Origin of the sequence: Salinivibrio proteolyticus (assembly GCF_001996165.1) — a bacterium.
Lineage (GTDB): Bacteria > Pseudomonadota > Gammaproteobacteria > Enterobacterales > Vibrionaceae > Salinivibrio > Salinivibrio proteolyticus.
The window spans coordinates 26,155-45,086 of sequence record NZ_MUFP01000011.1; the positions used below are offsets into that span (position 1 = coordinate 26,155).

Sequence of the window (18,932 nt, forward strand, 5' to 3'; positions counted from 1 at the left end):
GCTTCTCCGTCCTTAGCGGCTTGGACTAATGGTTTTCTGCCGCATGGTTGAGGGTATAACGTGGGATCTCGACCACGAGATCTTCATCCGTGATTTTTGCCTGACAGCCGAGACGCGATTCAGGCTCCAGCCCCCACGCTTTATCCAGCATATCGTCTTCTAGCTCGTCACTTTCGTCGAGTGAGTCGAAGCCTTCACGAACAATGATGTGACATGTGGTACAGGCACAGGACTTTTCACAGGCATGTTCGATCCCAATACCGTTTTTTAGTGCCACGTCGAGAACCGTTTCACCTTCTTTGGCCTCTAATTCTGCACCTTCTGGACACAAATCTTGGTGTGGCAGAACAATAATCTTAGGCATGATTACACCTCATCAATGGATTGGCCGGCCAACGCATGACGAATCGATTGGTCCATGCGACGTGCCGCAAAAGTCTGGCTTGCTTTATCCAGCGCTTTGATTCCGGCTTCTATCGCAGCGCCATCATCACCGTTGCGCAGAGCGATCAGTTTTTCTATTTCATTCACCAGTGCTTGTTGCTCATCGGCATCAAGCAAGGTATCGCCATCTTGTTGCATAGCAATAAGCAGCCCTTCAATCACGCGGTCAGCTTCAACACGCTGCTCAGCTAAGTAGCGCGCGTCTTTGTCTTCCGCCGCATGGGTAAACGATGATTTGATCATCGTAGCGATCTCGTCATCGCTGAGGCCGTAAGACGGCTTCACTTGGATGGACGCTTCAACCTCGGTCGATTTTTCCATCGCGGTGACAGACAGCAAACCGTCAGCATCCACTTGATAGGTGACGCGCACATGTGCCGCGCCAGCCGTCATGGGTGGAATGCCTTTCAGACTAAACTGGGCCAGTGAGCGACAGTCATCAACCATCTCACGCTCGCCTTGTACCACATGCACTTTCATGCCGGTTTGGCCGTCTTTGAAGGTCGTAAACTCTTGCGCTTTGGCGACAGGAATCGTGGTATTACGTGGAATGATTTTTTCCACCAAGCCACCCATGGTCTCAATACCGAGTGATAAGGGGATCACATCCAACAACAACATGTCAGAGTCTGGCTTGTTGCCGACTAAAATATCCGCTTGAGTGGCCGCGCCCATGGCAACCACTTTATCTGGGTCAATGCTAGTGAGGGGCTCACGACCGAAGAATTGGCCAACCTGCTCACGAACCGCAGGCACACGGGTTGAGCCGCCCACCATAACCACTTCCAGCACCTCATCAGCACTGACACTGGCATCTTTCAGTGCACGACGGCACGACATCAAGGTTTTCTTGATCAGTGGCGCCACCAGCTGATCGAACGTTTCTCGCGTCAGCACGCCCTGCCAGCCAAGTACATCAATGGCCGTGGTGTCCGCCGACGATAGCGCAATCTTGGCTTGTGTCGCCGCGTGAAGCACCGTACGACGCTCATCGCCACTCAGGGTTTCAAATCCGGCTTGCTCGCAGATCCACTGTTCAACCAAGTGATCAAAATCGTCACCACCCAGTGCCGAGTCACCGCCTGTGGCCATGACCTCAAACACCCCTTTCGAGAGGCGCAAAATAGAAATATCAAAAGTACCGCCGCCAAGGTCATACACAGCAATCACGCCTTCTTGACCAGAGTCGAGGCCGTAGGCAATCGCCGCCGCGGTTGGCTCGTTGAGCAGGCGCAAGACATTGAGGCCTGCAAGTTTGGCCGCATCTTTGGTCCCTGCGCGCTGCGCATCGTCAAAGTAAGCGGGCACCGTAATGACCACGCCTTCTAAGGCGTCGCCTAGGCTGTCCTCTGCGCGCTCACGAACGGCACGTAAAATATCAGCCGAACCTTGAACTGGGTTAATCGCCCCTCGACGCGTCTCGACTTGTGGAAGGCCGTTTTCGGTTTTAGAAAACTGATAAGGCAAATTAGGGTAGCGAGCTTGGACATCTTCCAATGAGCGCCCCATCATACGCTTCACGGACACCAAGGTGTTCGCGCTGTCTGTCTGCACTTTGTCTAGTGCATCGTAACCGACAGAAACAGTCTCTTCACCGTAGTGGACGACGGAGGGGATTAAAGGTCGGTCTTGATGGTCGTTCAAGGTGGTCGCCTTGCCACTTCGCACCGACGCTACCAAGGTGTTGGTGGTCCCTAAATCAATGCCCACCGCGTGTTTGTGCTCGTGCGGCGCAGCACTTTGACCGGGTTCTGAAATCTGTAACAGTGCCATGTCGAATCCTTAAACTTTACTGCGTTGACAGGCGAATAAGTGCAACATCAGCCCATGAGCTGATCTTCAACGCGTTCCACCTCTTGACGAAGTTTGACCGCAAACTTGAGCTTACGAACGATCACCGCAGCATCTTGCCACTGCGATTGTGCTAGCGCAGTTTTAACGTCCGCGATCAAGCTGTCGTAAAGCGCTTGGGCTTTCTCACCAAAATCAAACAATGCCGCGTCGTCATGACTGTCGGTGATTGACTCAAGTTCTTCGCGCAGCATCATTTGCTGCATTAAAAACTCCGGATCCTGCATGGTCTGTTGCTCGTCTTTCAAGTCAATACCCTGCAGGAGCAGCATGTATTCTGCGCGACTCACCGGATCTTTTAAGGTCTGAAACGCATCGTTTATTTGGGATGCTTTCTGTACCGCCTGAAGACGGGTCTTATCGTCTTGGCTAGCCACATTGTCGGGGTGGTACTGACGTTGCAGTTCCCGGAATGTGGAAGAAAGCGAGCTACCGTCCAGCTCAAACTGGTACGGTAGCTCGAAGAGTTCAAAATGATTCATGTGCTCTCACGAATTACACGTTAAAGCTTTCGCCACAACCACACTCGCTGCTCACGTTAGGGTTGTTGAACTGGAAGCCCTCATTAAGGCCTTCTTTCACAAAGTCCAGCTCTGTCCCTTCGAGATAAAGCAGGCTTTTGCTGTCGACAATCACCTTTACACCGTCACGTTCGAACACCTGATCGCCTTCTTGCAGCTCATCAGCAAACTCAAGGACATAAGCCATGCCCGAGCAACCTGACGTTCTGACACCCAGTCGCAGGCCGATGCCTTTGCCTCGGTTATCCAAAAAAGCTCTGACGCGATCAGATGCCGCTTGTGTCATGGTAATCGCCATAGTTACAACAACCCCTTGGTTTTACTGCTGGTGTTTTTTCTTGTAGTCACTCACTGCCGCTTTGATAGCGTCTTCTGCCAAGATAGAGCAGTGCACTTTTACCGGCGGAAGTTCTAGCTCTTCGGCGATCTCTGAGTTTTTGATCGCGGCGGCATCATCAATTGAGCGGCCTTTTACCCACTCAGTCACCAGCGAGCTTGATGCAATCGCTGACCCACAGCCGTAGGTTTTAAATTTGGCGTCTTCGATGATGCCTTGGTCGTTCACCTTGATTTGTAGCTTCATAACGTCACCACAAGCCGGCGCACCCACCATGCCGCTACCGACAGACGGATCATCTTTTTCAAACGCACCGACGTTACGTGGGTTTTCGTAGTGGTCAATTACTTTATCGCTGTAAGCCATAATCGTTTCCTCAAATATGATTGCTCACTGTTGCCAGCTGGCGCGTTTTTTGAATTAGTGGTGCGCCCATTCAACGGTACTTAGGTCGATACCGTCTTTGTACATATCCCACAATGGAGACATTTCACGCAGTTTGTTCACCGCTTCGCGGACTTTTTCAACCGCGTAGTCCACTTCTTCCTCGGTGGTGAAGCGGCCAAATGAGAAACGCAGTGAGCTGTGTGCAAGCTCATCGTCACGTCCCAGTGCACGCAATACGTAAGAAGGCTCAAGGCTTGCTGACGTACAGGCTGAGCCTGAAGAAACGGCAAGGTCTTTCAATGCCATCAGCAAAGATTCGCCTTCAACAAACGCAAAGCTTACGTTTAGGTTGTGTGGAACACGCTGTTCCATATCACCGTTGACGTAGACTTCTTCCAGATCTTTGACGCCTTCGTAGAAGCGGTTACGCAATGCCAGTGCATGTTGGTAATCTTTTTCACGCTCTTCTTTGGCAATACGGAACGCTTCACCCATGCCCACGATTTGGTGGGTAGGGAGTGTACCTGAACGCATACCGCGTTCGTGGCCACCACCGTGCATTTGCGCTTCGATACGTACGCGTGGTTTACGGCGTACATACAGTGCCCCGATACCTTTAGGTCCGTAAGCTTTGTGGGCGCTGAATGAAATCAGGTCCACTTTCATTTCTTGCACATCGATAGGCAGTTTACCGATAGACTGCGCCGCATCGACATGGAACATGATCTTGCGCTCACGACACAGTTCGCCAATGGCCGCGATATCTTGAATCACACCGATCTCGTTGTTCACGTGCATGATGGACACCAAGATGGTGTCGTCACGCATCGCAGCTTCGAGCTTTTTCATGTCTACCAAGCCATTTTCTTCTGGCTCAAGGTAGGTAACTTCAAAGCCTTCACGCTCGAGTTGACGGCATGGGTCCAACACCGCTTTGTGCTCGGTTTTACAAGTAATGACGTGCTTGCCTTTCTTCCCGTAGAAGTGAGCGATGCCTTTAATTGCCAAGTTGTCAGACTCGGTCGCACCAGAGGTAAAGACGATTTCACGAGGATCAGCGTTACAGTAGTTCGCGATGTGCTCACGAGCGGTATCCACCGCTTCTTCTGCCTGCCAGCCAAAACGGTGCGAGCGAGAGGCCGGGTTACCAAAGAACCCGTCCATAGTCAGGTACTGACTCATTTTTTCAGCCACACGCGGATCAACCGGACACGTGGCTGAGTAATCAAAATAAATGGGCAATTTCATGTTTTTCTCCAATTACACCGACATGGTCATCAGGAGCGAACATTGACACCAATGGTGGCACTGTCTTGCTTTACTTGTGAGCTAAAAGAATGTCTGGGCGCCAAGGTGGCATCCAGTTTAGCGTCCTGACGATCTGCTACTTGCTTCACTTCGTTATCTTGCATCAGCTCACCGAGCGTGATGTCATTTAGAAAACCGCTTATACGGGCACTTAAATCGCGCCACAAGGTATGCGTCAAACAGCGAGTACCGCCTTGACAGTCAGCTTTACCTTGACACTTAGTGGCGTCTACGGATTCGTCAACCGCCGCGATCACGGCACCTACCGCGATATCAGTGGCTTCTACACCAAGACGATAACCACCGCCTGGGCCACGAACACTGCTCACTAGCCCCGCCTTGCGCAGGCGAGAAAAAAGTTGCTCAAGGTAAGACAATGAAATGCCTTGACGCTCAGAAATGTCCGCCAGTGGCACCGGGCCCTGCTCAGAATGAAGGGCGACATCGAGCATCGCGGTTACCGCATAACGGCCTTTCGAAGTCAGTCTCATAACACGCTACCTGTGGTGAATAGATGGTCAAATGGTTACATACTTGAGTATTTTGGTCAAGTATTTACCTGAGTAATTTAGTCAGGTTTTATTTGCCCTATTACGTCGTGCCAATGAAATCGATCAATGCCGTTATGAATTCTCTTTATTGGATGGTGATGCCTCTGCTGGCAGGGTCCCTTTTTCAACCGACGACAAGACGCCTCGCAGAATATTAAGCTCTTGGCTCTCCAGCCTTGCGCGATTAAACAGACGACGCAATTTGGTCATCACCATGCCAGGATGCTGTTTACGAATAAAACCAGTTTGGGTTAACACCTTTTCAAGGTGTTGGTAAAAACGGCTCAGCTCTTCATTAAGCGGATAGTCTTGAACCTGACTCTCGCCTTGATACTCTTGGCTTTCTAACCATGCCATACGCAGCTCATAGCAGAGTGTTTGCACCGCCATGGCCAAATTCAACGAGCTATAATCTGGGTTGGCAGGAATAGCGACATGATAATGACAAGTTTGCAACTCCTCATTAGTGAGTCCTGTGCGCTCACGGCCAAACACAATTGCAACCGGATGAGATGGTGCCTCAGACAAGGCCTTTTTCCCACACTCGCGGGCATCTAGCATCGGCCATTCTAGCGTTCGGCTACGTGCACTGGTCCCAATCACCAAGCCACAATCGGCCACGGCTTCTTCTAGCGTGTCCACCACTCGCGCGTTATTAGCGATATCACTGGCACCGGCAGCCAGTGCAATGGCTTGCCCATCAACGTCACATTGAGGTGCCACTAGGGTCATACGGCTTAAGCCCATTACTTTCATGGCTCGTGCCGCCGAGCCGATATTGCCGGAGTGGGAGGTGCCCACCAGCACTACGCGAATTTGATCTAGCATGGTGTTATCGTCGTCTCTTGCACTACTGGGGTAACCATTGGTATTGACTACCCGCAAGCAGAGGTCTGAAAGATCTGCGCAGTTTATCACAGTGCAATCGATAATACTTCTCAGCTAGGACAAGAGCGACTATTGACGAAAAACATGTTACCGCGCTAATTGCCTGATTCGTGGCGATGAAAAAATAACCACTTTCCTTTTCATCCAGCTCTGTTATACTCGCGCCGCTTTCGTTCTTTAACATCCGTTGGGAAAATCGTATGCATCCGATGCTAAACATCGCCGTCCGTGCTGCACGGAAGGCTGGCGACTTTATCGCTAAATCTGCAGAAAACAGAGACAACATCGAAACCGCGCAAAAAGGCAGTAATGACTTTGTCACTAATGTCGACAAAGCGGCAGAACAAATCATCATCGACATCATCAAAAAGTCCTACCCGGATCACACCATCGTTGGCGAAGAGTCAGGTGTGGCTGAAGGGAAAGATAGCGACTATCAATGGATCATCGACCCACTGGATGGCACCACTAACTTCGTTAATGGCTTACCTCACTTCAGCGTTTCTATTGCTGTGCGCATTAAAGGCCGCACCGAAATCGGCTGCGTTTATGACCCAATGCGTAACGAGCTATTCACCGCACAACGCGGTTCAGGCGCGCAGCTCAATAACAAACGTATCCGTACCGGCAGCGCAAAAGATCTGAACGGCACCATCCTCGCGACGGGTTTCCCCTTCAAAGCGAAGCAACATGCTGAAGGCTTTATGGCCGTGATCAGTGCTTTGTTTGTTGATTGTGCAGACTTCCGTCGTACCGGTTCAGCAGCCTTGGATCTGTGCTACGTAGGCGCTGGCCGTGTGGACGGTTTCTTTGAGCTTGGCCTTAAGCCGTGGGACCTTGCGGCCGGTGAGCTGATTGCTCGTGAAGCGGGTGCGATTTGTACCGACTTTAGTGGCGGCACCGATTACATGCACTCAGGCAATATTGTCAGTGGTAACCCACGTATCGTGAAAGGCATGCTGGCAAAAGTGCGTGAGAATGCGCCTGAGTCGATGAAGAAATAATCGACATGACAGACGAAAAAAAGCGGTGCTCATCGAGCGCCGCTTTTTTTATTACCAAATGGAATGCTAAAGCAGCGGCCACCGAATCGGTAGCCGACAGCATTAAGGCATAGAGTCGAACTCTTGACCTTCTTTTTCCACCTCGGGTACCAGCAAGTGCTCGCGAGTAATCCCCAATTTCAGCGCCAAAGCTGACGCGACGTAAATCGAAGAATACGTACCTACCGTGATACCAATCAGCAATGCCATGGCAAACCCGTGGATCATTGAACCGCCCAAGGTAAATAGGGCGATGACCACAAACAACGTGGTCCCGGATGTAATCGTGGTCCGGCTTAAGGTTTGTGAGATAGAGGCGTTGATAATCTCATCCGACTCACCTTTACGCAGCTTACGGAAGTTTTCACGAATCCGGTCAAATACCACGATGGTATCGTTCAACGAGTAACCTACCACCGTTAGCAACGCGGCAACAATGGTCAAGTCTACTTCCACTTGAAACAGTGAGAAGATCCCTAAGGTGATGATCACATCATGCGCCAACGCCATAACTGCACCTGCAGCCAGACGCCACTCAAAGCGGAATGAGACGTAGATCAAAATACAAACCAAGGCAATGATGATCGCTAGACCACCCGCTTCAGTCAGTTCGTCCCCGACGTTTGGACCCACAAACTCAATCCGGCGCATTTCGACTGCTTCACCCGTACCTTCTTTGATCGCACGGAGCACTTCGTTACCCAGGTTTTCGCCCTGCATATCATCGCGCGGACGCAAACGGACCATCACATCCGTAGCGCTGCCGAAGTTTTGCACCACCGCATCGTCAAACCCATCAGCGGATAAGGCTTCACGAATTGCAGGTAAATCTGCCGGCTGCTCGAAGCCAACTTCAATCAGGGTTCCACCAGTGAAGTCCAGCCCCCAATTCAACCATTTGGTTGACAGTGTGACCACAGACGCGGCAATCATGACAAGCGAAAGAACGAAGGCCAACTTGGACCAACGCATAAAGTTGATCGACATGTCTGGTTTAAAAATTTGAAACATGCTTGGCTCCCTTAAATCGACAGTTTCTTGACGCGTTTACCACCGTACACCAGGTTAACCAGCGCACGTGTACCAATAATGGCCGTAAACATTGAGGTCAAAATACCGATCGACAGCGTCACAGCAAAGCCTTTGATTGCCCCTGTACCTACTGCAAACAAGATGATGGCCGTGATCAATGTGGTGATGTTGGCATCGGCAATGGTACTGAAAGCATTGGAGTAACCCCGATCAATCGCATGTTGTGGATTACGCCCTTCAATAAGCTCCTCGCGGATCCGCTCGAAGATAAGTACGTTCGCATCCACGGCCATCCCCACGGTGAGGACAATGCCGGCAATGCCGGGTAGCGTCATGGTCGCCCCGGGAATCAAAGACATGATACCGATGATCAGCACGATGTTCGCAAACAGCGCACAGTTGGCAAAAAGGCCAAAGCGACGGTAGTAAATCAAGGTGAAAACCATCACCGCAACCAATCCCCAGATACAGGCTTGCACACCCATATTGATGTTTTGCTGCCCCATAGATGGACCAATGGTGCGCTCTTCAACAATAGAGATAGGCGCAATCAAGGCACCGGCACGAAGCAGCAACGCGAGGTTGTGCGCTTCTGCTGGCGAGTCGATACCGGTAATCCGGAAGTTACGCCCCAACGCCGATTGAATCGTCGCTTGGTTGATCACTTCTTCGTGTTTTTCCAAGATCACTTTGCCGTTTTCGTCGCGCTCTCCGCTGTCTTTGTACTCAGCGAAAACCGTTGCCATCAGTTCACCAATATGGCGTTTACTGAAGTCCGACATCTTGTCGCCACCTTCACTATCTAGCGAGATGTTGACCTGAGGGCGGCTGTATTCGTCACGCGACGAGCTCGCATCGGTAATATGAGACCCGGTCAGGATCACGCGCTTTTTCAACACGGTTGGACGACCATCACGCGTCATCATCAGCTCGCTACCCGGCGGCACTCGGCCAGCCATGGCAGCAGACAAGTCGGCGTCTTGGTCCACTTCACGAAATTCCAAGGTCGCCGTCGCGCCAAGAATTTCTTTCGCACGCGCCGTGTCTTGTACACCCGGAAGCTCAACCACAATCCGGCTCGCGCCTTGACGTTGCACCAATGGCTCGGCCACACCTAATTCATTCACACGGTTACGCAAAATGGTGATGTTTTGTGCCACCGCGTAGTTACGAATTTCTTTCAGGCGCTCTTCTTTGTAGGCGGCGGTCAGTTTGCCTTGATCGTCATCCACCGAGAAGTTCATATCCAGATAGTTGTTCGACAACAGCTCAAGTGCTTTGTCTGTGTCTTGCGCATTGCGCAGAAGCACCACAACGCGGGTGTTATCTTCAATTCGAATGCCGCGGTAGCGAATACGCGCTTCGCGCAGATCAGTACGGAAGCTGTCTTCCTGCTGCGTCATCAGCTTCTCAAGTGCCGCGTCCATGTCCACTTCCATGAGAAAGTGCACACCGCCACGCAAGTCAAGACCAAGCTTCATAGGCGTGGCACCCAGCGCGTCTAGCCAAGTCGGCGTCGCAGGGGCCAGGTTTAAAGCCACCACATAGTCATTACTATCAAAACGGGACATCAGAAGATCGCGGGCACTGATTTGGGTCTCAGTGTCTTTAAAGCGGGCCAACACGGTGCCGTCTTCGAGCGCGATAGATTGATAGGAGAGATCGTTGGATTCGAGGGTTTGTTTGATGGAGTCCAGCGCAGTCATATCTACCGAGGCGCCTCGCGCCCCGGAAATTTGTACTGCTGGATCTTCACCGTATAAATTGGGAAGCGCATACACGATGCCGGTAACCAAGATTACCAGCAACATGATGTACTTCCACAAAGGATAACGGTTTAGCACAGCATGCATCCTTTATGGTTGCGAGAATTAAAGAGACTGGATGGTACCCTTAGGTAGAACAGCGGTCACGAAGTCTTTTTTAATCGTCACTTCGTTGTCGTCGTTCAGGGCGATGACAATAAAATCATTGTCTTCAGCGATTTGGGTGATTTTACCCACCAAACCACCACCGGTCAGTACTTCGTCCCCTTTGCTCATAGAAGCCATCAAGTTCTTGTGCTCTTTAACACGTTTGGCTTGCGGGCGGTAAATCATAAAGTAGAAAATCACCGCAAAAAGGCCAAGCATGATAAATAGCTGCATACCACCACCTTGTGGTCCGGCTTCAGCGGCTGCGTGAGCTTGTGAGATAAACATTCAATCACGTCCTCGTTCTAGTTGTTGAATTCGAAATCAGTCGAGCGGCGGCACTTCCTTGCCACGACGCGCGTAGAAATCCTCTACAAAGGCATCTAATCTACCTTCGTCAATCGCGTGACGCAAACCTTCCATCACTCGTTGATAGTAACGTAAGTTGTGGATGGTATTGAGGCGCGCGCCAAGAATTTCGTTACAGCGGTCTAAATGGTGCAAGTAAGCACGGCTGTAATGGCGGCAAGTGTAACAGTCACACTCTGGATCCAGAGGCGAGGTATCACTTTTATGTTTCGCATTACGGATCTTGATCACACCGCCGGTAATAAAGAGGTGGCCGTTGCGGGCATTTCGGGTCGGCATCACACAATCAAACATGTCTACGCCTCGACGAACGCCTTCCACCAAATCTTCGGGCTTACCCACGCCCATCAGATAGCGGGGCTTATCCTCTGGTAGTTGCGGACAGGTATGCTCCAAGATGCGGTGCATGTCTTCTTTCGGCTCACCCACGGCCAAACCACCGACAGCATAACCATCAAAGCCAATCTCAGTGAGCCCTTTGACCGATACATCGCGCAGGTCTTCATATACACCACCTTGCACGATACCGAACAGCGAATTTTTGTTACCTAATTTGTCAAAGTGATTACGGCTGCGCTTTGCCCAGCGTAATGACATCTCCATCGACTTTTTCGCTTCGGCGTGCGTCGCAGGGTAAGGCGTACACTCATCAAAAATCATCACGATGTCTGAACCAAGGTCGTATTGGATCTCCATCGATTTTTCCGCATCCATAAAGATGCGATCACCATTCACAGGGTTACGGAAATGAACCCCTTCTTCGGTGATTTTACGGATATCGCCCAAGCTGAAGACTTGGAAGCCGCCAGAGTCGGTCAAGATGGGTCCTTGCCACTGCATAAAGTCATGCAAATCCCCGTGCAGTCGCATTACCTCTTGACCCGGACGCAGCCAAAGGTGGAAGGTGTTGCCAAGCAAGATTTCGGCGCCGGTTCCTTTGACTTCTTCTGGGGTCATTCCTTTTACGGTCCCGTACGTTCCTACCGGCATAAATGCTGGGGTTTCTACGGTCCCGCGTTCAAAGATCAAACGGCCACGGCGGGCGCGTCCGTCGGTTTTCTTCAGTTCGTATTCCACGAATCCTCCTCAGTGCCAGAGAAACAGTCTGGCGTGTGTCTTATGCGTGCAAGGTTTATCCTGCCGCAAGCATCGCACGAGCAGTTAATCTCGTGTCGTTATCGATTAGTCAGCGTCTTGCTGACGGGTAATAAACATGGCATCGCCGTAGCTGAAAAAGCGATAGCGCTCTTCAACTGCCGCACGATAGGCGGCCATGGTATGTTCATAACCGGCAAAAGAGCTCACCAGCATGATCAAGGTTGATTCCGGCAAGTGAAAATTGGTCACTAACACGTCCACCAGCTGCCATTGATAACCAGGATAGATAAAAATCTGAGTATCGTTAAAAAATGGCGCCAACGGCTCACCGTTTTGCTTCGCCGCTTGTGCCGCACTTTCCAGTGAACGCACCGAGGTGGTTCCCACCGCAATCACGCGTTTACCTTGCGCACGGGTATGGTTCACCGCATCAACAACCTCTTGTGGCACTTCCGCATACTCTGCATGCATTACGTGCTCTTCGATATTATCAACGCGCACAGGCTGGAATGTTCCGGCGCCGACGTGCAAGGTGACAAACGCCATATTGACGCCTTTTTCTTTGAGCGCTGCCATAATGGCGTCGTCAAAGTGTAACCCCGCCGTTGGCGCAGCGACTGCTCCGGGCTTTTGGTTATACACGGTTTGATAGCGTTCTTTATCGCTCTCTTCATCAGGGCGGTCGATGTATGGCGGCAACGGCATATGGCCGATGTCGTTAAGCGTATCTACCACGCCTTTATCGCCGTTTAGCTGGATTTCGAACAGAGCATCATGGCGTGCCACCATCTCTGCTGGGATCTGTCCGTCATCGCCAAGGAATAATTCGGCACCGGGTTTGGGGGCTTTAGACGCGCGCACGTGGGCGAGGAAGCGACGTTCGTCGAGCACGCGCTCCACTAGCACCTCTATTTTACCGCCCGACGCTTTGCGGCCATACACACGCGCAGGGATCACTCGTGTGTTGTTGAACACCATCAAATCCCCAGGCTCAACCAGCTCGAGGATATCTTTAAACTGACGATGGACTACCTCACCGCTTGTGCCATCGAGTGACAATAAGCGACTTGCACTGCGATCCGGCTGCGGATAGCGTGCAATTAACTCATCGGGAAGTTCAAAGTGAAAATCGGATAATTGCATGACATTTGCCTAGATAAAAAGCAGGCCGCTAGTATAGGTTCACCACGGTGAATATCAAGCAAGGTGGAGGATTAGTCGCCGCTTAAACTGTCACATCTTATTGCACTTCGCCTGCCTTTTTATAACAACTATCCTTGATACGTATCACGTCGAATCAGTGCTAGGTAGACTAGAGTATAAGTATAGCTTCCCTTCCCTGTCTGACTGTAAGGAGGTGCCATGTTTATCGTTGATGACATGATGACCCGGCATCCACATACGCTCTCCCCGGAACACACCTTGGCCGACGCTCATACGCTGATGAGTGCCGAACGCTTTCGTCATTTACCTGTGGTTGATGATGCGCAGCGACTGGTAGGACTCGTGACACAACGCGACGTACTATCCGCTCAAGCCTCTTCGTTAGGTAAAGCGACCAACGGGGACAACGAGATGAATACGCCCCTGTCGCATTTTGCTCACCGTCAACTGGTGACGGTGGATCCGCAAGCCTCTCTACGCGCAGCCGCCTTAACCATGCTAGAGCGCAAAATCGGTTGTTTGCCTGTGATTAAGAATCAGAAGTTGGTCGGCATTATTACCGATAGTGATTTTGTCGCCATTGCCTCAACCTTGTTGGAAATCCAAGAAGAAACTGAGCCCATGGAGGCCGACGAATAAAAAAGGGGAGTGTCACCACTCCCCGTTTCGTCCCATCCGTGCGGATTAGAACTGATCTTCTTCGGTCGAGCCAGTCAACGCTGTCACCGACGATTGACCACCTTGAATGGTGTTAGTCATCTGATCAAAGTAACCGGTGCCCACTTCTTGCTGGTGGGCTACAAAGGTGTAGCCCCGTTCAGCCGCCTCAAACTCTGGACGCTGCACTTTTTCGACATAGTGACGCATCCCCTCACCTTGTGCATAAGCATGGGCTAAATCAAACATGTTGTACCACATGTTATGAATACCCGCTAAGGTGATGAACTGATACTTGTAGCCCATGTCTGAAAGCGCTTGTTGGAAACGGGCAATCGTTTCTGCATCCAAGTTTTTCTCCCAGTTAAATGACGGAGAGCAGTTATAAGCCAGTAATTGATCGGGGTATTTAGCGTGAATGGCTTCGGCAAATTGACGCGCTTCTTCTAAATCAGGTTTTGCCGTTTCACACCAAACTAAATCGGCATACGGCGCGTAGGCCAAGCCGCGAGAAATGGCTTGCTCAATCCCCGCACGCACACGGTAAAAGCCTTCGGCCGTGCGCTCGCCGACAATAAAGTCTTTATCGTAGGGATCGCAATCCGAGGTCAGCAAGTCTGCCGCATTGGCGTCGGTGCGCGCAATGACTAGGGTATCTGTCCCTGCAACGTCCGCCGCTAAACGCGCTGCCACCAGTTTTTGCACCGCTTCTTGGGTCGGCACCAATACCTTGCCCCCCATGTGGCCACATTTTTTCACCGACGCGAGCTGATCTTCGAAGTGCACCCCTGCGGCACCTGCATCAATCATACTGCGCATCAACTCATACGCGTTGAGTACGCCGCCAAAGCCTGCTTCTGCATCGGCTACAATCGGCAAAAAGTAATCAATGCCATCTTCGGGGCTGCCCCCTTTCGACCATTGGATCTGATCGGCACGGCGAAAAGCATTATTAATGCGCTTTACCACTGCAGGTACCGAGTCAACAGGATACAGTGATTGGTCTGGATACATGCTTGAAGCGGTGTTGTTATCCGCCGCCACTTGCCAGCCGGAGAGATAAATGGCTTCAATTCCCGCTTTGGCCTGCTGGACAGCTTGTCCGCCAGTGAGTGCGCCAAGGCAATTCACATAACCCTTTTTGGCCTCGCCATTGACAAGATCCCAAAGCTTAGCGGCGCCGCGCTTGGCAATGGTGTTTTCAGGGACAAAAGAGCCGCGTAGGTTCACAACCTCTTCTGCGCTGTAAGTCCGTTTTACGTTTTTCCAACGTGGATTTTCTGCCCACTCTTTTTCCAGTTGAGCGATTTGTTGTTGGCGAGTCAAAGTCATGTTCCATTCCTCTTATTTCTCGGGCGCAAGCCCAGTCCTGTCAATCCATTTTGTTGTGTTGCTTCCATGCCACTATGGCAAATACTGATACCCAGGTAGGGTTAAGAAGTTGACCAACTCATCACTGGTCGTCAGCTGTGCCATCAAGGCGGCTGCTTGCTGATATTGCCCGCGGGCAAAGACATCGGTCCCTAACTCGTGTTCCAGTACTTTCATCTCTTCACTGAGGTATTGCTCAAACAATGCCTTGGTAACCACTTGACCATTGCTCAATGGCTTTTGATGTTTGATCCATTGCCAAATCGACGCACGTGAAATCTCGGCAGTGGCGGCGTCTTCCATTAAGCCGTAAATCGGGACACATCCATTGCCTGAGATCCATGCTTCAATGTATTGCACCGCGACTCGAATGTTGTGTCGCATTCCCGCTTCGGTGCGTTCTCCGTCACAAGGTGCAAGGAGATCGGCGGCAGTAATCGGCGAATCTTTCTCGCGGGAGATATGTAATTGGTTAGGTTTGTCACCTAGAGCGCGGTCGAACACCGCTTTGGCGGTATCTGCCAGTCCAGGATGCGCAATCCATGTGCCGTCGTGGCCRTTGTTGGCTTCGAGGGTTTTGTCTTTTTCAATCTTATCCAGCACCTGCTGGTTTTCGGCCGGATCTTTACTGGGAATAAACGCAGCCATACCGCCCATCGCTAACGCACCGCGCTTGTGGCAAGTTTTTACCAACAAACGGGAGTAAGCATTGAGGAAAGGTTTATCCATGGTCACGACTTGGCGATCCGGTAAAACACGATCTGGATGATTGCGCAAGGTTTTGATGTAGCTAAAGATGTAATCCCAGCGGCCACAGTTTAGTGCCACAATGTGGTCGCGAAGATGGTAAAGAATTTCATCCATCTCAAACACGGCAGGCAGGGTCTCAATCAAGACGGTGGCTTTAATGGTGCCACGGCTTAGGCCAAACTCATCTTCAGCAAATGAGAAGACGTCACTCCACCATGCGGCTTCTTGATAGGCTTGTAACTTCGGCACATAAAAGTAAGGACCCGAACCGGTCTCCAATAAGCGACGATAGTTGTGGAAAAAATACAAAGCGAAGTCGAATAAAGCGCCTGGAATAGGTTTACCCTGCCACTCTACGTGCTTTTCAGTGAGGTGAAGGCCACGCACCCGGCAGATCAGCCGAGCCGGATTATCATTGAGCTGATAACGCTTACCGGTGTCAGGGTGGGTATAACTGATGGTGCCGTTGACCGCATCACGCAAATTCCGCTGCCCCTCAACTACTTGCGGCCACGCCGGTGCAAATGAGTCTTCAAAGTCTGCCATGAAGACCTTCACATTCGCATTCAGTGCGTTAATCACCATTTTGCGATCGACAGGTCCGGTGATTTCTAACCGGCGATCTTGCAGATCGCTGGGGATCCCACGAATGGTCCAGTCCCCTTGGCGAATTGATTCGGTGTCGGGTAAAAAGTCTGGCAAGGTGCCTGCGTCAATGCGCTGCTGACGGACTTCTCGCGCCGCGAGCAGCTCAGGCACGCGTGATGCGAACTTATCAGCGAGACTCGCCACAAAACATAACGCATCATCGGTGAGTATTTCAGCTTGTTCCGGTGATAACGCTTCTGTCAGCACCAGCGATTCACGTAACGTTGAACACGCTTCAGTCATGTTGCCTCCCTGGCCTCAGTTGTAATCCAATCACAACAAAAATGATTATTCCGCCACACTGCAACTTTTCTAGACAATGTGGTCACTGTTTAATCAAGTTGGCGTAGTTTGGCGTAAAAATCAACTAGAGATTCATTTCAACCTCGCAACAAAAAACACATAAATACAGATAAAACAGCAAGTTAAATAAAATAGAGTATTAGCTCGAATTGATTTTTTTGTACGAATTATTAGGAGGATATAAACCTGCTACGCAGATCATATTTTTGTCACCTCTTTGTAACTCATTACGTAATTTAATTACACATAAAGAGACAAAAGATGTGTGGGTGAGGTAATAAATTTATGATTATCAGCCAGTTAATCGAAACAGCAAGATGCGTTGATTATAAACCGACTCACTGGCGTGATAATAATCCAACGATTCTATTTCACTGGATGAGGTTTTATTGCAGAGGAATATGCTAATCATTTTGCTATTAACCGAGATAAAACTCCAAATAGCAGATGAGCGCTAGCTAGTCAGTCCGATTGAGTAATGCCGCCACCAGATCCGCCAATTTATTAAAGGTATCAATACGACTCGATGATGGACGCCACACCATGCCGATTTCACGATACGCGGCGCGTCCGGGTGGCGTTTCTAGATGCACGTCGAGATTATCGATTAAGCCATGATCAATCGCCATTTGCGGAATAAATGTGACGCCATTGCCGTTGGCGACCATCTGGATCAAGGTATGTAAGCTGGTCGCCATAAACGGATTAATCTTCTGTGAGGCTGTCATTTGGCAGGCAGATACCGCATGGTCCGTGAGACAGTGTTCGCGCTCGAGCAAAAACACCGACTCATCGGGCAAGGCGTCGTAATCCACTGGCAGCGTTAATCGCGCGGCTTGCTTGCGGCTCATCACCATCTTGAAAGGATCACGGCCAACAAWGCGGCTGGTCATGGCGCCGATATCCATCGGTAAGGCCAAAATCAGCACATCCATTTCGCCGTGTTTGAGCGCCGTAAGCAAATTCGCGGTGGTATCTTCTCGTAACAAGAGATCTAAATTGGGATAGCGCTGGTTGACCTGCTGGACCACGTCGGAGAGTAAAAACGGAGCGATAGTCGGAATACAGCCTAAACGGACTTTGCCATGCATAGGATCAGACTGAACGTGAGTGAGCTCCATTAAATCTTGGCTTCGGGCAAGGATTTCGCGGCTGCGGCGTACCACTTCCTCTCCCATACCAGTCAGCACCAAGGTTTTATTGTCTCTTTCAATGAGCTGGGCACCAATCAACTCTTCTAGGTTTTGGATCCCGGCACTGAGGGTCGATTGGCTAACAAAACACAGTTTCGCCGCCTCGCCAAAATGGCGAGTTTCTGACAAGGTAACCAGATAGTGTAGCTGCTTAAGTGATGGATATTTGTTCATTCTGTCAAACTTTATACAATCGTTTTTTTCGATTATAACAATCTATTAATTCCACTTTTTTCAATGTAGCAAGTCAGCTATAGTTTGTCTCGCTTATATAGGAACCTGATCTTCAGGCAAACTTTTTAATTAGGAGCTGAGTTATGGTACTCGTAGGTCGTCAAGCACCAGATTTTACTGCCGCAGCCGTACTAGGTAATGGCGAAATCGTTGAAAACTTCAACCTGAAAGAGTTCACCAAAGGCAAAAAAGCTGTTGTCTTTTTCTACCCACTCGACTTCACTTTCGTGTGCCCATCAGAGCTGATTGCATTCGATAAGCGTTTCCAAGACTTCCAAGCGAAGGGCGTTGAGGTTATCGGTGTGTCTATCGACTCTCAGTTCTCACACAACGCATGGCGTAAAACTGCCATCGAAGACGGTGGTATCGGTGCGGTTAAATACCCACTGGTTGCAGACGTTAAACACGAAATCTGCAAAGCGTACGACGTAGAGCATCCAGAAGCAGGTGTTGCTTTCCGTGGTTCTTTCCTCATCGATGAGGAAGGCGTTGTACGTCACCAAGTCGTGAACGATCTGCCACTTGGCCGTAACATCGACGAGATGCTGCGCATGGTTGACGCACTGAGCTTCCACCAGAAGAACGGTGAAGTATGCCCAGCACAGTGGGAAGAAGGTAAAGCAGGTATGAAAGACTCACCAGAAGGTGTTGCTGCATACCTGTCTGAGCACTCTGCTGACCTGTAATTATTAACGGTCAAAAGGTGACGTGCCCTACGCACTGGACAATGTGAGATAATAATGAGGCCCGGTTAAACTGGGCCCTTTTTGTATCTATTCTCCATAACACGTTACTTGCATCGTCACGATCCCCTCCCTTTCTACCGCTTCTACTAGGTAATTCTTCAGCCTGCTGTCACAATACAGCCTC

At 50.5% G+C, this 18,932-nt stretch carries 19 protein-coding genes; 3 read left to right on the forward strand and 16 right to left on the reverse strand.

The window, feature by feature from the left end; genetic code table 11:
* Positions 1 to 25: 25 nt before the first annotated feature.
* The 8 genes from fdx to trmJ all read right to left on the reverse strand — a co-directional run bounded on the left by fdx (position 26) and on the right by trmJ (position 6,227).
* A complete protein-coding gene (gene fdx / locus BZJ19_RS09770) occupies positions 26 to 364 on the reverse strand; it encodes an ISC system 2Fe-2S type ferredoxin (protein ID WP_069590648.1) in 339 nt (112 codons plus the stop codon).
* 2 nt (positions 365 to 366) lie between these two features.
* Complete coding sequence (gene hscA / locus BZJ19_RS09775) at positions 367 to 2,217, reverse strand: Fe-S protein assembly chaperone HscA (protein ID WP_077675497.1); 1,851 nt, start codon at positions 2,215 to 2,217, stop codon at positions 367 to 369.
* A gap of 47 nt (positions 2,218 to 2,264) precedes the next feature.
* Positions 2,265 to 2,777: a co-chaperone HscB gene (gene hscB, locus BZJ19_RS09780; RefSeq protein ID WP_069590645.1), complete on the reverse strand. Its 513-nt coding sequence runs from the start codon at positions 2,775 to 2,777 to the stop codon at positions 2,265 to 2,267.
* A gap of 13 nt (positions 2,778 to 2,790) precedes the next feature.
* Positions 2,791 to 3,114 carry an iron-sulfur cluster assembly protein IscA gene (gene iscA, locus BZJ19_RS09785; RefSeq protein ID WP_069590643.1) on the reverse strand — a complete coding sequence of 108 codons (324 nt, stop codon included), beginning with the start codon at positions 3,112 to 3,114 and terminating at the stop codon, positions 2,791 to 2,793.
* 21 nt (positions 3,115 to 3,135) lie between these two features.
* Positions 3,136 to 3,519 carry a Fe-S cluster assembly scaffold IscU gene (gene iscU, locus BZJ19_RS09790; RefSeq protein ID WP_069590641.1) on the reverse strand — a complete coding sequence of 128 codons (384 nt, stop codon included), beginning with the start codon at positions 3,517 to 3,519 and terminating at the stop codon, positions 3,136 to 3,138.
* A 54-nt stretch (positions 3,520 to 3,573) separates the two neighbouring features.
* A complete protein-coding gene (locus BZJ19_RS09795; RefSeq protein WP_077675498.1) occupies positions 3,574 to 4,788 on the reverse strand; it encodes an IscS subfamily cysteine desulfurase in 1,215 nt (404 codons plus the stop codon).
* Between the two features lie 29 nt (positions 4,789 to 4,817).
* On the reverse strand, positions 4,818 to 5,339 hold the full coding sequence (gene iscR, locus BZJ19_RS09800; RefSeq protein ID WP_069590637.1) for a Fe-S cluster assembly transcriptional regulator IscR: 522 nt from the start codon (positions 5,337 to 5,339) through the stop codon (positions 4,818 to 4,820).
* Between the two features lie 132 nt (positions 5,340 to 5,471).
* Positions 5,472 to 6,227, reverse strand: coding sequence for a tRNA (cytosine(32)/uridine(32)-2'-O)-methyltransferase TrmJ (trmJ, locus tag BZJ19_RS09805; RefSeq protein ID WP_077675499.1), 756 nt, complete (start codon positions 6,225 to 6,227; stop codon positions 5,472 to 5,474).
* A gap of 260 nt (positions 6,228 to 6,487) precedes the next feature.
* On the opposite strand from trmJ, the gene suhB reads away from it, so the two are divergent.
* Complete coding sequence (gene suhB / locus BZJ19_RS09810) at positions 6,488 to 7,291, forward strand: inositol-1-monophosphatase (protein WP_077675500.1); 804 nt, start codon at positions 6,488 to 6,490, stop codon at positions 7,289 to 7,291.
* A 102-nt stretch (positions 7,292 to 7,393) separates the two neighbouring features.
* Here suhB and secF read toward each other — a convergent pair whose 3' ends face one another.
* The 5 genes from secF to queA form a co-directional block, all read right to left on the reverse strand.
* Positions 7,394 to 8,341 (reverse strand): protein translocase subunit SecF, encoded by a 948-nt coding sequence (gene secF, locus BZJ19_RS09815; RefSeq protein WP_077675501.1) that lies wholly within the window; start codon positions 8,339 to 8,341, stop codon positions 7,394 to 7,396.
* Between the two features lie 11 nt (positions 8,342 to 8,352).
* Positions 8,353 to 10,206, reverse strand: a complete 1,854-nt coding sequence (gene secD, locus BZJ19_RS09820; protein WP_077675502.1) for a protein translocase subunit SecD — start codon at positions 10,204 to 10,206, stop codon at positions 8,353 to 8,355.
* A gap of 27 nt (positions 10,207 to 10,233) precedes the next feature.
* Complete coding sequence (gene yajC / locus BZJ19_RS09825; protein WP_069590628.1) at positions 10,234 to 10,563, reverse strand: preprotein translocase subunit YajC; 330 nt, start codon at positions 10,561 to 10,563, stop codon at positions 10,234 to 10,236.
* 36 nt (positions 10,564 to 10,599) lie between these two features.
* Complete coding sequence (gene tgt, locus BZJ19_RS09830; protein ID WP_077675503.1) at positions 10,600 to 11,721, reverse strand: tRNA guanosine(34) transglycosylase Tgt; 1,122 nt, start codon at positions 11,719 to 11,721, stop codon at positions 10,600 to 10,602.
* Positions 11,722 to 11,826: 105 nt separating this feature from the next.
* The gene (queA, locus tag BZJ19_RS09835) at positions 11,827 to 12,885 is read right to left on the reverse strand and encodes a tRNA preQ1(34) S-adenosylmethionine ribosyltransferase-isomerase QueA (protein WP_077675504.1); all 1,059 of its coding nucleotides are present in this window, start codon (positions 12,883 to 12,885) and stop codon (positions 11,827 to 11,829) included.
* Between the two features lie 219 nt (positions 12,886 to 13,104).
* Here queA and BZJ19_RS09840 point away from each other — a divergent pair, with 219 nt between their 5' ends.
* Positions 13,105 to 13,545, forward strand: coding sequence for a CBS domain-containing protein (locus tag BZJ19_RS09840; RefSeq protein WP_077675505.1), 441 nt, complete (start codon positions 13,105 to 13,107; stop codon positions 13,543 to 13,545).
* A 45-nt stretch (positions 13,546 to 13,590) separates the two neighbouring features.
* Here BZJ19_RS09840 and aceA read toward each other — a convergent pair whose 3' ends face one another.
* From aceA to BZJ19_RS09855, 3 genes are all read right to left on the reverse strand, one after another.
* Complete coding sequence (aceA, locus tag BZJ19_RS09845) at positions 13,591 to 14,895, reverse strand: isocitrate lyase (RefSeq protein ID WP_077675506.1); 1,305 nt, start codon at positions 14,893 to 14,895, stop codon at positions 13,591 to 13,593.
* Between the two features lie 72 nt (positions 14,896 to 14,967).
* A complete protein-coding gene (gene aceB / locus BZJ19_RS09850) occupies positions 14,968 to 16,575 on the reverse strand; it encodes a malate synthase A (protein WP_077675507.1) in 1,608 nt (535 codons plus the stop codon).
* A 518-nt stretch (positions 16,576 to 17,093) separates the two neighbouring features.
* The gene (locus tag BZJ19_RS09855) at positions 17,094 to 18,002 is read right to left on the reverse strand and encodes a hydrogen peroxide-inducible genes activator (protein ID WP_077675508.1); all 909 of its coding nucleotides are present in this window, start codon (positions 18,000 to 18,002) and stop codon (positions 17,094 to 17,096) included.
* Positions 18,003 to 18,145: 143 nt separating this feature from the next.
* Between BZJ19_RS09855 and BZJ19_RS09860 the strand changes: the two genes are divergently transcribed.
* Positions 18,146 to 18,748, forward strand: coding sequence for a peroxiredoxin C (locus BZJ19_RS09860; protein WP_069590615.1), 603 nt, complete (start codon positions 18,146 to 18,148; stop codon positions 18,746 to 18,748).
* Positions 18,749 to 18,932 lie beyond the last annotated feature (184 nt).

Coding starts and splice junctions, on each gene's coding strand:
- fdx (WP_069590648.1), bottom strand. CDS start 364: ATGCCTAAGATTATTGTTCTGCCACACCAAGATTTGTGTCCAGAAGGT.
- hscA (WP_077675497.1), bottom strand. CDS start 2,217: ATGGCACTGTTACAGATTTCAGAACCCGGTCAAAGTGCTGCGCCGCAC.
- hscB (WP_069590645.1), bottom strand. CDS start 2,777: ATGAATCATTTTGAACTCTTCGAGCTACCGTACCAGTTTGAGCTGGAC.
- iscA (WP_069590643.1), bottom strand. CDS start 3,114: ATGGCGATTACCATGACACAAGCGGCATCTGATCGCGTCAGAGCTTTT.
- iscU (WP_069590641.1), bottom strand. CDS start 3,519: ATGGCTTACAGCGATAAAGTAATTGACCACTACGAAAACCCACGTAAC.
- BZJ19_RS09795 (WP_077675498.1), bottom strand. CDS start 4,788: ATGAAATTGCCCATTTATTTTGATTACTCAGCCACGTGTCCGGTTGAT.
- iscR (WP_069590637.1), bottom strand. CDS start 5,339: ATGAGACTGACTTCGAAAGGCCGTTATGCGGTAACCGCGATGCTCGAT.
- trmJ (WP_077675499.1), bottom strand. CDS start 6,227: ATGCTAGATCAAATTCGCGTAGTGCTGGTGGGCACCTCCCACTCCGGC.
- suhB (WP_077675500.1), top strand. CDS start 6,488: ATGCATCCGATGCTAAACATCGCCGTCCGTGCTGCACGGAAGGCTGGC.
- secF (WP_077675501.1), bottom strand. CDS start 8,341: ATGTTTCAAATTTTTAAACCAGACATGTCGATCAACTTTATGCGTTGG.
- yajC (WP_069590628.1), bottom strand. CDS start 10,563: ATGTTTATCTCACAAGCTCACGCAGCCGCTGAAGCCGGACCACAAGGT.
- queA (WP_077675504.1), bottom strand. CDS start 12,885: ATGCAATTATCCGATTTTCACTTTGAACTTCCCGATGAGTTAATTGCA.
- BZJ19_RS09840 (WP_077675505.1), top strand. CDS start 13,105: ATGTTTATCGTTGATGACATGATGACCCGGCATCCACATACGCTCTCC.
- aceA (WP_077675506.1), bottom strand. CDS start 14,895: ATGACTTTGACTCGCCAACAACAAATCGCTCAACTGGAAAAAGAGTGG.
- BZJ19_RS09860 (WP_069590615.1), top strand. CDS start 18,146: ATGGTACTCGTAGGTCGTCAAGCACCAGATTTTACTGCCGCAGCCGTA.